Source organism: Lysinibacillus sp. VIII_CA, from assembly GCF_049943995.1.
GTDB lineage: Bacteria > Bacillota > Bacilli > Bacillales_A > Planococcaceae > Lysinibacillus > Lysinibacillus pinottii.
The window spans coordinates 116,442-129,441 of the sequence record NZ_JBNFXM010000004.1; the positions used below are offsets into that span (position 1 = coordinate 116,442).

Here is a 13,000-nt window from a genome sequence, read left to right on the forward strand (position 1 = left end):
TTTCAGAAAAAATAAAACAACCTAGTCGAGAGCTAGGCTGTTTTAAAGCAGGTTGGATTCCGTTGTTTCAAAATATTGTAATAGAACCTTTTCAACATTGCTTAAATGAGAGGTCATCGCCTGTTTGGCCAATTCTTCATTTTGCTGTTGAATAGCAAGGAAGATTTTCATATGTTCCTCATATAGTTGCTCGCTTGTTGTTTTTTTAGAGTACAACCAAATGCGGCGTGTTTCTTTCATTGTATCAATCATCAGCCCAGAAATTTGATCTAGAATGGTAGCAAGTAGGGGGTTTTGGGAGGCAGTTGCAATTGCCACATGAAATTGATAATCCACTTTTTCACCAAGTTCACCATTCCCATGGGCTTGCTTCATATTTTCTAAGATTTGAACCATTACTTGAATATCCTGTTCTGTACGGTTGTTTGCGGCACTCGCAGCTGCGCCCACCTCAATGATCTTGCGCACTTCTAATAAACGGGCAATATCAAGTTTATTCGATAACATGGCTGTAGATAATGGAAAATCGAGTCTGTTTGGAGGCACACTCTTTACAAAAGTCCCTGAGCCTTGTTTGATTTCAATCAATCCCATTGCCTTTAAGGCAGAAAGCGCCTCTCGCACAGCGGAACGGCTAACTTGCAATTGTTCAGCAAGCTGTTCAACCGAGTCCAGTCGATCACCCGGCTTTAAAACACCACCTCTTATTTTTTCATGCAAAATTTCGGACACTTCTTCATAGATTTTTTTAGGTTTTATTTTTTTTAATTCCAAGGAGCTACACCTCTTTTTTCAATCAAATGCGCGTTTGTTATGAATATTATACATGAAGATCAGATAATTACTCTTGAATAGTGTATAAAAAACGGTGCATTGGCTAAAAAAATGAGATAGGTAAGCTTATTTAAAAATGTAGAATAATGGCGAATTTTGTTGACAGAAAATCAACAGCGGCGCATAATGCAGAAGTAGCTTATTAAGCTTTTTATATGTTTGGGAGGAATTTTCAGAAATCTCATCATTTTGCCATGAAACGTTCACAATCAGGAAGGGCGCAATTTATCAGTTTTTTTGGTACGATGGTTGCAGTAACTGTAAGGAGCGATCGAAAAATATGGGAACAGATATTAACGTATTTTTAGCTTTTGGTGCAGGGTTTCTAAGTTTTATTTCACCATGTACCCTCCCATTGTATCCAGCATTTTTATCGTACATAACTGGTATGACATTAGATGAGCTAAAATCAGAAAAAGGGATGCTACAAAAGCGTGCCATTTTCCACACACTATTCTTTTTACTAGGATTTTCAATTATTTTTATTATTATCGGACTAAGTGCCTCCTATGCGGCAGAGTTTTTCCTGAATTATCAAACTTTACTACGTCAGGTTGGTGCCATTTTAATCGTAGTATTTGGTTTAATGATTGTTGGATTGCTACAAATTGATTTCCTCATGAAGGATCGGAAGTTTCAATTTAAAAATCGACCATCTGGCTATTTGGGATCTGTTTTAATTGGTATTGCCTTTGCGGCAGGATGGACACCATGTACAGGACCAATTTTAGCTTCTATTATAATGTTGGCTAGTACAAACCCAGGCGCAGGCTTTAGCTATATGTTCGCCTATTATTTAGGGTTCGCAATCCCATTCTTTGTGTTATCGTTCTTTATTTCACGAATGACTTGGATTCGCACACATAGCCAAAAAATCGTGAAAATCGGTGGTTATATCATGATTGCCGTGGGTATCTTGTTATTCTTTGATGGATTAACGTATATTACTCGTATATTACAGCCTATTTTCGGTGGATTTACAGGCTTTTAATTTGTTAAACTAAAGAGGCATACCGTACTTTAACGTGGAGGGAGATGAACATGTGCCTACAGTTTTAGTAGTGGATGATACGCTATTTATGCGTGTTGCAATCAGTAATATGTTTTCAGAATGGGGTTATGACGTAGTAGGTAAGGCAGCAAATGGTAAAGAAGCTGTGGCTATGTATCGAGAGTTACAACCAGATTTAGTAACAATGGATGTAACGATGCCCGTTATGACTGGTATTGCGGCGGTAAAAAAAATTATCCCAGAATTTCCAAATGCAAAAATAATTATGGTAACAGCATTAGGCCAACAAAAGTTAATTGTAGAAGCGATTGAAAGTGGGGCGAAAGATTTTATTACCAAGCCCTTTGAGCCAGAAAGATTAAGAGCCGTCGCTGACCAATTACTTGGTCAAAATTGCTAATTTGACATTAGAGGAGGATCTTTTATGTTGAGCAATATCCCTTCTCACTATTATGTTATTGGGTCGACCATTATGGCCATTCTAATGGGTAGCTTTGTCATGGTTATACGTATGAGAGCTTCCAAAATGCCAACAAATGAGAAGAAAATTATTATTCCGCCCATCGCGATGTCTTCTGGTGCACTCATGTTTTTATTTGAACAATTCCGAGTACCACCGATGCAAATATTAGAAGCAGCCGCTGTAGGAATGGTGTTCTCGACAATTTTAATTGCCACTTCCAAATTTGAAGTGAAAGGTCGAGATATTTATTTAAAACGTTCAAAAGCATTCGTTTTTATATTATTTGGTTTATTAATATTCCGAGTAGTGGCTAAAATGGTTCTAAGCAGCTCCATCGATGTTGGTGAATTAGCAGGCATGTTCTGGATCCTAGCCTTCGCCATGTTAGTACCTTGGCGAATTGCCATGTTAATCCAGTTTAAAAAAATCAAAAAAACGATTCCCCAGCTACACTAGTGCTCAAACTAGTGTAGTTTTTTTATGCTTTAGATTCGGGAGGTGGGGCGAATTTGTTATGCATCGTGGAGGGTGAAACGCTCGAATTGACGGATAGGATTGCAAAAGTGGCGGATAGAACGCTCGAATTGACGGATAGGTTGCAAAAGTGGTGGATAGAACGCTCGAATTGACGGATAGGTTGCAAAAGTGGTGGATAGAACGCTCGAATAGACGGATAGGATTGCAAAAGTGGTGGATAGAACGCCCAAAGTGACGGATAGAACTGCAGAAGTGGTGGATAGAACGCCCGAATAGACGGATAGGTTGCAGAAGTGGTGGATAGAACGCCCAAAGTGACGGATAGAACTGCAGAAGTGGTGGATAGAACGCTCGAATTGACGGATAGGTTGCAGAAGAGGTGGATAGAACGCTCGAATAGACGGATAGAACGCCAAATGAGGATGGTCCGCTCAAAGCAGTACCCCTAAAAAACGCAGCACAAGCTTGTGTGCTGCGTAGTTTTCTTTATTCAAATAAATGTTCGTAGGGGGCGATGTCAATTTGCATTTGCTCTAATTTTTTGCGTAAAAATTTGTGATCGCGTTTAGGTGTTGCTTGGATGTAGCCACGAATAATGAGGTCATTGTTAATGGCAGGTGCTTTTTCCTCTAAAGCAAGCTCGCCAATTTTCCCTGCAATCTTCTCCTTTGCTACTTGTCTAAAGAGCTCAGGGACAGGGCTTACAAGCTCATAGAGTAACTCTTTTTCAGCTTGTCCCCATAAATGGATTGTTTTATCTAAATAAAATTCCTGCCAATCTAAATCAGACTTTCCATCCTGCTTTGGGAGTGCTTTTAAAAACTTGCGGAACATGAAAAAGCCGCCAATCGCCATCAATGAAATGAGGACAACCACCCAAAATAAAATAAACCATAAAAACCAACCTTGTAACAAATCGTTCACCTCTTTGCCTTCTCTGACTCTATTATAAAAGCTTCTGAAAAAAAATTCATCCTATAATGTCCCTTTTTTAGCAATTCGTCTTTATATAGTGTATGAAGGGAGGTGACGATGGATGGCGAACGTGAATTTTTTACAAGCTACACTGCGTCTGAAATATGTGGAAGGCTACAATGAGCAAAACGAGCCAACATACACTACTAAATCGTATCGTAATATCGCTAAGACACATAGCGTAGAAGATTTAGTAGCTGTCGCCCAAGCGAAGGCCAGTCTCTCATCACAAGCATTAGCCGGTATTGAAAAGCAAGAGACAAGCGAATTATCTTAAGGGGGGATGACAAAATGACACAAGTTTTAGAGTTACAATTTGTTACAGCGGATGGTAAAACATCCATGCTTACGATTGATGCTCCAAAGCCAACAGTAACAGCAGCTGACATTCAACAAGTCATGAAAACTATTATGGCTAAAAATGTATTTTCTGGACAAGCTGGAGCATTGACAGCTATCAAAGGTGCACGCATTGTAGAACGAAAGGTAATAGAATTCGATGTAGCAACAGAATAATGAAAAAATGGTCTTTGCTAAGAGAACTGCAAAGGCCATTTTTACCTAGTGAGAGGGGGCATAGCAATGGAACAGTGGTTAAACATGATATCGGATATTGGTTTTCCGATTTTAGTGTCCTTTTATTTATTATACCGTGTCGAGGTAAAGCTAGATGCGATTCATGAGGCACTTGTTTCCTTAAAATGAAATTAATTTCACAAATATGTACGAAAGCTGTCACCTAGAGGTTCTTGTCAACGCTTACAGCCTAAGTTAGGATGAGGATAGTGTAGGTTAGGGAGAGTGTTAACATGAAACATAAACGAATGGGGCTAGTATTGCTTTTAGCCTGTGTGACTGTGCTAGGTGCCTGCGGGAATTCTAAATTTAAAGCAGATTATAGTTTAGAGATACCTGATTTTGAACATGTCAATCAGCGTGGAGAGACAGTTTCACTTGAAAGTTTAAAAGGCAAGCCATGGATCGGTATGTATATTTTCACGAATTGTGTATCGATTTGCCCACCAATGTCCTTGAATATGGCACAAGTCCAAGAAAAGCTTCAGAAAAAAGGGGTAGAGGATTATAATATCGTCGCCTTTTCTGTAGATCCAGATGTTGATACGCCAGAAGTATTAGCCAACTATATTAGTAAATATAATGTGCCAGATGATTCTAAGTGGAATCTTCTTACAGGATATTCACAAAAGTATATTGAACAGTTTGCGGTTAAAAATACGAAAATTTTAGTGAAAAACGATCCTAATAGTGATCAAGTTATCCATGGTAATCAATTTTTCCTAGTTGATAAAGAGGGAACAATCGTTAAAATGTATAATGGCTTCGCTGAAAATATTGAAGATGTACCAATTGATACAATAGCTTCTGATATTGAAACATATATTGATGAAAATTTATAAATAGAAAACCGTCTCAAATTTTTGAGATGGTTTTTTTCTTTTATGACGACGAATCGGAAATTAGCTGGTGAATGATAAGATATTCCATTTATAATAATAAAAAAGAGGGGATGGGGATCGACTATGACGATTGCGGAAACGTATTTACAGGTTGTCCAAAAGAGATTCAAAAGTGTGAAAGAGTTAGGCGATAAGGCACTGGATCAATTGGAGGGGGCAGAACTGCACTGGGCGTATAATGAAGAATCCAATAGTATCGCGGTCATTGTTAAACATGTTAGTGGTAATATGATTTCGCGCTGGACTGATTTTTTAACGACAGATGGTGAGAAAACTACACGAAATCGGGATGATGAGTTTATCAATAGTCTTTATACAAAAGAAGCAATTCTCGCGGTCTGGGAAGAGGGCTGGCAAGTATTTTTAGATGCTTTGGCAAGTATTACAGAATCCGATTTGCAGGGACATGTCACAATCAGAGGGGAAAAGCTAGCGGTAATCGATGCGATAGAAAGACAAATGGCTCATTATTCACAGCATATTGGTCAAATTATATATATCGCGAAGCAAGTAAAGGGATCTGACTGGCAAACGTTAAGTATAGCGAGAGGACAGTCGCAAACGTTTAACAAGGCTATGCTTGAAAACATCCACGAAAAATAAGAGAGATCGTAGCAATCTTTTAGTTGCTACGATCTTTTTTTATGATACATAAAGCTTGTACATTGCCGTCTCCGAATCAATGGCTTGAGCTAGTTCATATGCTTCCTGCTGATTTTTATGATGAGAGATGATCTCATAGAAAAAGCGAATAAGAAACATAAGATTTGCGTTACCATCGATATAATCATCTGGTGCTAAATAGGAGTGACAGCCACTTTCTAAAAATGCTGTTGCGAGCTGTTTCCACCCTAATGTACAGCCTGCTGCAATAACCTTTACACCCTGTAGGCGGCTATAAGTTTGTATATCCAATGGACCAAAGTACAAACTCTTTGGTTCATCGTCTTCATACACATCCTCCCCTAACTCAGGCAGACAAAAGCGTCCTTCATCTCCGTGAAAATTCAAAATGAGATAATCCATTTTGCCATGAAGATCAATGCCCGATAAGACATCAATCAAATCATTTGGTCTACCAATCAAATGAAGCGTTACCCTTGCACCAAAGGATTCAAGTGCGGCTCGGATGGCCATTGATTCGAAATCACAATCAGGTCCTACTACTAAATTAACATATAATTCTGGCTTGCTCATTTCCCGTTCCACCTCCATCCTTTAGTATAGATGAAACTTATTGGATGGGTAAACCGTATATTACAATAATTACTATATATGTAAAGAGTAAAGGAGTATAAGCAATGAATCGGGTTGGACATTTACTTACACTAATTCTTGGCATTACGCTTAGCCTCATCACCCTCCTGCTGTTTTTGAACAATGAAAGGCAAAGAGACGAACTAGTAACCCTTCCGCATAGTCATTTTCAAACGATTGAGCAGGCATGGTATATGTCTGGAAATGATGGCAAGGAGCAATATTTATATCCATTAAAGCAAGTGTTCTACCTTAATCGTTATGAGGTGAAAGATACAGAACACCTGCAACAAGCTTTACAGACCAAAAAAGTCCCGACCAGTCGACCAACCGAACCTACCCCAACGAGTGATTTATATATTCGTTTCGATAATGGAAAGGAAATGGCTGTTAAGGTGATGGTGGACGACGAACAATTATTCTTCATGGATCAGAAAACGATGCAGTATTATAAACTACAAACTAAAGAAGTGGTAGATTATTTTCTTTTATTGAATGAAGAAAGCCGAACGCCATGGTTATTATTTATTATGTATACAATTTTATTTTTTAGTCTAGCATATATGCTGGCAAAGCAATTAATAGGAGGTACATCGAAAACTGATCAGCAAAACTTGATGAAAGAAAAGGAGAAGAGACTCGCTTCTGATTTTATTCTTCCTGTCCTCCTGCCATTAACGATCACATTTACGATGCAAATATATGGGGCTCAGCATAGCTTATTATTACTAAGTGTCCTGATGCTTACTTCAGGTATTCGTGAATATGTGGAAAAAAGGGGGCTTTTCGTGAAAATGGTATTACTTCTCCCACTTTTTTGGTTATATCTACATGGCTTTCAATGGATTAATTCCTATTTAAACTAGCGTAATAGTGGATATTATTGTCAATAGTTTTCAGGTGGAGTTTTCATTATTGTTAAATTTTAGCGATATTTTGTGAGAAAAGGTACATATTTTATAGGATAATAGATTTAGGTAGGATATACTCAATGGTGATTACAGTAGAATTGAGGGAATCATATGAGATTAACTGTGGAACGTAAACTACAAATTGCTTTTGGTATCGTGCTAGCCTTCTTATTAATGATTACAGCCATTGCGATGTATTTCTTAACTAATAATAATAGGACACTAGCTGAAATCGAAGACAATACGGAATTAATCCATCTATATCAAGATATCTCGTTCCAAACTGTGCGTGCAAACGCAGCTATTCGAGGATATATATTATATGGTAAGGAAGAAATGTTAAACAATCATCATGAAATTCGGAATACCTTACATACATCCATTAATCGCCTTCAAGAAATAGGCGCTCGCAATCAAGATTTTGAACAATTTTTACAACAGCTTGATGATTGGGAAAAGGCGATAGATGGACAGATTATTCCGCTTTATAAACGTGGCGAAATAGAACAGGCTCAGCAAGTAGCCTTGCCGATTTTAGGGGAGGGCTCTTTGAAACTTGTAGTCTTTGGAAAGACAATGGCCACTGCACAGCAGGAAGACATGCTAGCACATATAGAGGCGACCAAGCAAAAAGGGGAAAGAAGTGGTATTGAAATATTGATATTGGCGGCAATTTCTCTCCTCATTAGCATCATTATTGCCACTGTATTTGGTAGAAGGATTGCTAAAAATATCCAACAAACGGTCAGTGAAATGGATACATTCTCAGAGGGGAATTTAAACACCCATCTTCAATTCAAAACAAAGGATGAATTTGCTCACCTAGCCCAGTCATTCAATACAATGTCAGAAAAGCTTCGTCAGATGATGAAGCAAGTAGGAAATTCCTCTGAACAAGTGGCAGCGACCTCTGAGCAGCTAACGGCAAGTAGTATGGAGGTCACACAGGCAACGGAGGTTGTCACAGAGTCGATTCAAGATATTGCACATGGAATTGAAGAGCAGGATACTTTAACAGGTGATGTACGGAATTTATCGGCCCATATTTTGAAGAAAATGAATGATATTTCCACTAGCATTCAAAATGTTAATGATGCAACCGTCGAAACGAAAAATATGGCGAGTTTAGGTCGTTCTTCTGTCCACGATGCAACGGTACAAATGGATGAAATTTCAGCCAATACGAGTGAATTAAATACGCGTGTCCAGGATTTAGATGATAATTCAGCAGCTATTGTAGCAGCTGTAAATGTCATTAAAAGTATTGCGACGCAGACCAATTTACTTGCTATCAATGCCTCTATTGAAGCGGCACGAAGCGGTGAACATGGGAAAGGGTTTGCCGTTGTCGCTGAGGAAGTACGCAAGCTGGCAGATGAGTCTAATTTTGCAGCAGTGGAAATTGAAAAAGTAGTAGCTCAAATTACTGACAGTACAAGAATAATTGAAGAAGATATGGTCAATAGCAATGATTCGGTGCATGTAGGTCGGGATAAGGTTAATGTGGCAAGAGATAATTTTATACAAATTGATGATGCTATTAATGATGTTCAAGCACAGACGGAGTTAGTTACCGCAGCTATTCGTACCATCCATCAAGATATTGAACAGCTTGTCCAAGAAATTGACTACATAGGTGAGGTATCTATGAAATCAAGCCGTCATGTGCAAAGCGTTGCCGCTTCTTCCCAAGAGCAAAATGCGGCAATGGAGGAAGTAGCGGCGGCTTCCACACATTTAGCGAAAATGGCGATAGATTTACAGGAATCGATACAAACATTTAAATATTAAGCTCAGGATAAAAGAGGGGTCTACTGGTTAAATAAATCATTGGACAACCTCTTTTTATTACCTTTTTATCAGTTCAGCAGTTCCAATTTCTATAAAGTCTAGACCAATAGAAGCCATTTCAGCGTGTAGCTATTGATTAGTAAGTTGTGGGCTAATAGGAAGTTATTCCTGACAATTACAGGGATTTAGAGTATCTGTAAAGACTGAATAATAAAAAAATCATAATTATGTTTGAAAAATAATATTTCATCCGATAAAAGCTATGGGAGAGATGTAAAACAGATACAGAGTGGGAACGGTTGTAGCAAATATCAGGCTGACAAGTGATATTTTTCACTTCAAGAAACAAAAGGAGAATAATATATGAAGAAAATATTTAGCAGTTTTAAGGGCAAGCTTTATACGCTATTTGCGCTAGTATTACTAATTCCTGTTATATCTGTAGGTAGTTTATCTTATTTATCAGCTAAGGATTCCATTGAAGAGGAAATCTTATTTAGCGCCAATGAAAGTGTAGGAATTCTAAATAAGCTAATTGATCAAACGATTACTGATAAGATGAATGACATTCAAGTGTTTAGTAGTGAAATAGATGCACAGCAATTTAAGCAATCTCAAACGTCTATTGAATCAAAGTTTAAACAATATGGACAGCTTAATCCAGACGTTTTAAGTATTTATGTTGGAACAAATGATGGTTCGTTTTCTCAAGTACCCAGATTGAATGATGCGGATTATAATCCATTAGATCGAGATTGGTATAAACAAGCGACGGCTTTAAAAGGTGAAACTTTAATTACTAACCCGTATAAGGATGCGGGAACAGGTGATATGGTTGTCACGGTGGCTAAACAGATTAAGGACCAGTCAGGGGTTGTCGCTATTGATATTAAATTAACAAACCTTCAAAAAATTGCAGATTCCATTCGAATTGGGAAAAATGGTTATCCCTCTATTTTTGGGGAAGACAATCTGGTCATTTCCCATCCTACCCTCGAAGCGGGTGGCAAGATAAAAGAAAGTTTCCTCGATAAAATGTACGAAAGTCCCTCTGGCACCTATGAATACGTCTTTAACGGCGATGATCGTATTTTATTCTATACGACGAATGAAGTAACCAATTGGAAAATCACAGGTACCATCTTTTCCAAGGAAATTGATGAATCGGCTTCATCGATTTTATCTCACACCATTATAGTGCTACTTGCAGCTGTCGTTATTAGTTCTATAATCTTCTACTTCGTGATGAAGGCTGTCATTAAACCAATTAAAGCATTAAAAGATAGCGCCGTTACGATTAGTAAAGGTGATCTGACAGAAACTGTTACGATAACTTCGAATGATGAAATTGGGCAATTAGGAATGGCCTTTAATGATATGCAGGAAAGTTTACGGACGCTTATTCAAAAAATCGAACAAAATGCAGAGGAAGTGGCATCGTCTGCTGAAGAGCTAACAGCTAATGCGAATCAAACAAGTATAGCAACCGAAAAAGTCGCAATTTCGATTCAAGATGTTGCATCAAGTGCAGATGGTCAAACTGTTAGTGCCAATAAAAATGCCGAATCATTACATGAGCTTTCAACAGCTATTCTTCATATTGCTGAAATTTCATCTGCTGTGACGGACCTTTCACAGCATGCGACATTACAGGCAGATGAGGGCGGACAAGCTGTTCAAAATACAAAGGATCAAATGCAGTCTATTCATTTATCTGTTGCTGATTCTAATGCTAAAATTCAAACCTTACATGAACGTTCACAGCAAATTACATCCATTTTAGACGTCATTACAAGCATTGCGGATCAAACTAATTTACTGGCTTTAAATGCCGCTATTGAAGCAGCAAGAGCAGGCGAGCATGGAAAAGGATTTGCAGTTGTAGCAGATGAAGTCCGTAAGCTTGCCGAGCAATCACAGGATTCGGCTAAACAAATTTTTGAATTGATTCGCGGAATTCAACAAGAAACAGAGCAATCTGTAAGTATTATGGCTAAGGTAACGGAGGATGTTCAAAGTGGTTTACATATTTCTGATGAAGCCATTACGAAATTCCAAGTCATTATGACAAGTATGAATGAAATTACGCCAAAAATGGAAGAGGTTTCTTCTGCCTCAGAGCAAATGTCTGCTGGTGTGCAAGAGGTAGCAGCAGTGACGGAAGATCTAGCCTTCTCAGCCAAAGGGAATGCAGCCGCTTCTGAAGATGTTGCAGCCTCAACTGAGGAACAGTTAGCATCAATGGAAGAAATCAATGCCTCGGCACAAGCACTTGCGCATATGGCCGATGAATTAAAACAACTGATTAGTCAGTTCAAATATTAAAAAAACGCCCCTCCATTCATTGCAATGGAGGGGCATTCCTATTTTATCGATCTTCTTCCCAACAATCAGTATTTTTTAATGTCGGAATTGATTTGGCATAAAAGACAGGGTTTTTACCTGCTTTGCGTTGGCCTGTAAAATCATCTAATACAAGGAAGGCAATTTTACCAAGAATCATGATGATAGCAATATTGATGAAAGCCATGAGCCCCATAAATAAATCTGCTAAATTCCATACAAGTTGAACTTGTGCTACAGAGCCGAACATAACCATGACTAGTACTAGGACGCGATACATAACCATCCAACCCTTATGGGCATTTATAAATTCGATATTAGATTCACCATAGTAATAGTTACCGATAATTGAACTGAAAGCAAAGAAGATAATGGAAATGGCAATAAAATAAGGAGCCCAATCCCCAACGTGTACAGCTAGGGAATTTTGCGTCAAAATAATACCATTACTTTCACCTTTATCATATAAGCCAGCTAAAATAATGATAAAGGCTGTTGCTGTACAAATCATAATCGTATCGAAAAAGACACCTAAGCTTTGTACAAGTCCTTGCTTAGCAGGATGTGAGGTATTAGCAGTCGCCGCAGCATTTGGCACACTACCCATCCCAGCTTCATTTGAAAATAAACCACGACGTACCCCTTGCATAATAGCGACTCCAATTGCTCCACCAGCAGCTTCTTGTAGACCAAATGCATGTGTGAAAATTAATTTAAAGACATTCGGTATTTCTGATAAATTTGTCACCACAACAAAAAGCGCTACAAGTAAATAGAAGACGGCCATAACAGGTACAAGGACTTGCGTTACCTTTACAATTCTTTGTACACCACCAAAAATAATTAATGCTGTTAGTGCTACAAGTAAGCCTCCAATGAGCTTTGGACTTATATCAAATGCTTCCCCAACCGAAGTAGCAATTGTGTTAGACTGCACTGCATTAAATATAAATCCAAAACTTAGTGTTAATAGAATACTAAAAATGATACCTAGTTTTCTTTGACCTAACGCTTTTTCCATGTAATAGGCAGGTCCACCTCGGAAAGTATCGCCATCCTTTACTTTATAGACCTGTGCTAAAGTACTTTCAATGAAGGCTGTTGCCATTCCTAAAATAGCAATAATCCACATCCAAAATACTGCACCTGGTCCACCGACACCAATGGCTAAGGCAACACCTGTAATGTTCCCAGTGCCTACACGTGAAGCGGCACTAATCGTAAAGGCTTGGAATGGTGAAACCCCTGAATCTCCCTCCCTTTTTTCGACAATCAGACGAAACATTTCAGGAAAAAGACGAATTTGTACAAATTTTGTACCAAATGAAAAATATAGTCCAGCAGCTAATAATAAGATAATCAGGATATATGTCCATAAAATATTATTTCCACTATCAACAATATTTGAAATCCATTCCATAAGTTATTCCTCCTTTCACAGTACGCTTTAGTCTACACT

At 38.3% G+C, this 13,000-nt stretch carries 15 protein-coding genes; 11 read left to right on the forward strand and 4 right to left on the reverse strand.

The window, feature by feature from the left end:
- Nucleotides 1–42: 42 nt before the first annotated feature.
- The gene (locus tag ACP3VS_RS07850) at nucleotides 43–774 is read right to left on the reverse strand and encodes a FadR/GntR family transcriptional regulator (RefSeq protein WP_426388513.1); all 732 of its coding nucleotides are present in this window, start codon (nucleotides 772–774) and stop codon (nucleotides 43–45) included.
- Nucleotides 775–1,114: 340 nt separating this feature from the next.
- Between ACP3VS_RS07850 and ACP3VS_RS07855 the strand changes: the two genes are divergently transcribed.
- From ACP3VS_RS07855 to ACP3VS_RS07865, 3 genes are read left to right on the forward strand one after another with little or no spacing between them, the layout of a single operon-like run.
- Complete coding sequence (locus ACP3VS_RS07855; RefSeq protein ID WP_031419593.1) at nucleotides 1,115–1,825, forward strand: cytochrome c biogenesis CcdA family protein; 711 nt, start codon at nucleotides 1,115–1,117, stop codon at nucleotides 1,823–1,825.
- 34 nt (nucleotides 1,826–1,859) lie between these two features.
- Nucleotides 1,860–2,246, forward strand: a complete 387-nt coding sequence (locus tag ACP3VS_RS07860; protein ID WP_031419594.1) for a response regulator — start codon at nucleotides 1,860–1,862, stop codon at nucleotides 2,244–2,246.
- Nucleotides 2,247–2,270: 24 nt separating this feature from the next.
- The gene (locus tag ACP3VS_RS07865; RefSeq protein ID WP_031419595.1) at nucleotides 2,271–2,765 is read left to right on the forward strand and encodes a CcdC family protein; all 495 of its coding nucleotides are present in this window, start codon (nucleotides 2,271–2,273) and stop codon (nucleotides 2,763–2,765) included.
- A 507-nt stretch (nucleotides 2,766–3,272) separates the two neighbouring features.
- Here the strand turns inward: ACP3VS_RS07865 and ACP3VS_RS07870 are convergent.
- Nucleotides 3,273–3,701 (reverse strand): DUF2621 domain-containing protein, encoded by a 429-nt coding sequence (locus ACP3VS_RS07870; protein ID WP_008175629.1) that lies wholly within the window; start codon nucleotides 3,699–3,701, stop codon nucleotides 3,273–3,275.
- 121 nt (nucleotides 3,702–3,822) lie between these two features.
- Between ACP3VS_RS07870 and ACP3VS_RS07875 the strand changes: the two genes are divergently transcribed.
- The 5 genes from ACP3VS_RS07875 to ACP3VS_RS07895 all read left to right on the forward strand — a co-directional run bounded on the left by ACP3VS_RS07875 (nucleotide 3,823) and on the right by ACP3VS_RS07895 (nucleotide 5,842).
- Nucleotides 3,823–4,038 carry a DUF1659 domain-containing protein gene (locus tag ACP3VS_RS07875; RefSeq protein WP_426388514.1) on the forward strand — a complete coding sequence of 72 codons (216 nt, stop codon included), beginning with the start codon at nucleotides 3,823–3,825 and terminating at the stop codon, nucleotides 4,036–4,038.
- Between the two features lie 14 nt (nucleotides 4,039–4,052).
- Nucleotides 4,053–4,277 (forward strand): DUF2922 domain-containing protein, encoded by a 225-nt coding sequence (locus ACP3VS_RS07880; protein WP_012293919.1) that lies wholly within the window; start codon nucleotides 4,053–4,055, stop codon nucleotides 4,275–4,277.
- Between the two features lie 66 nt (nucleotides 4,278–4,343).
- Nucleotides 4,344–4,466, forward strand: coding sequence for a YvrJ family protein (locus tag ACP3VS_RS07885; protein ID WP_426388515.1), 123 nt, complete (start codon nucleotides 4,344–4,346; stop codon nucleotides 4,464–4,466).
- Nucleotides 4,467–4,570: 104 nt separating this feature from the next.
- Complete coding sequence (locus tag ACP3VS_RS07890; protein ID WP_012293921.1) at nucleotides 4,571–5,179, forward strand: SCO family protein; 609 nt, start codon at nucleotides 4,571–4,573, stop codon at nucleotides 5,177–5,179.
- 123 nt (nucleotides 5,180–5,302) lie between these two features.
- The gene (locus ACP3VS_RS07895; RefSeq protein ID WP_012293922.1) at nucleotides 5,303–5,842 is read left to right on the forward strand and encodes a DUF1572 family protein; all 540 of its coding nucleotides are present in this window, start codon (nucleotides 5,303–5,305) and stop codon (nucleotides 5,840–5,842) included.
- 39 nt (nucleotides 5,843–5,881) lie between these two features.
- On the opposite strand, the gene ACP3VS_RS07900 is transcribed toward ACP3VS_RS07895, so the two are convergent.
- Nucleotides 5,882–6,436: a hypothetical protein gene (locus ACP3VS_RS07900; protein ID WP_031419605.1), complete on the reverse strand. Its 555-nt coding sequence runs from the start codon at nucleotides 6,434–6,436 to the stop codon at nucleotides 5,882–5,884.
- A 104-nt stretch (nucleotides 6,437–6,540) separates the two neighbouring features.
- Here ACP3VS_RS07900 and ACP3VS_RS07905 point away from each other — a divergent pair, with 104 nt between their 5' ends.
- The 3 genes from ACP3VS_RS07905 (at nucleotide 6,541) to ACP3VS_RS07915 (ending at nucleotide 11,523) form a co-directional block, all read left to right on the forward strand.
- Nucleotides 6,541–7,362, forward strand: coding sequence for a hypothetical protein (locus ACP3VS_RS07905; protein WP_426388516.1), 822 nt, complete (start codon nucleotides 6,541–6,543; stop codon nucleotides 7,360–7,362).
- 156 nt (nucleotides 7,363–7,518) lie between these two features.
- Nucleotides 7,519–9,198, forward strand: a complete 1,680-nt coding sequence (locus tag ACP3VS_RS07910; protein ID WP_426388517.1) for a methyl-accepting chemotaxis protein — start codon at nucleotides 7,519–7,521, stop codon at nucleotides 9,196–9,198.
- Between the two features lie 363 nt (nucleotides 9,199–9,561).
- Complete coding sequence (locus tag ACP3VS_RS07915; protein WP_426388518.1) at nucleotides 9,562–11,523, forward strand: methyl-accepting chemotaxis protein; 1,962 nt, start codon at nucleotides 9,562–9,564, stop codon at nucleotides 11,521–11,523.
- Nucleotides 11,524–11,566: 43 nt separating this feature from the next.
- Here the strand turns inward: ACP3VS_RS07915 and ACP3VS_RS07920 are convergent, their stop codons facing one another.
- Nucleotides 11,567–12,961: an alanine/glycine:cation symporter family protein gene (locus ACP3VS_RS07920; protein ID WP_012293928.1), complete on the reverse strand. Its 1,395-nt coding sequence runs from the start codon at nucleotides 12,959–12,961 to the stop codon at nucleotides 11,567–11,569.
- Between the last annotated feature and the right edge of the window lie 39 nt (nucleotides 12,962–13,000).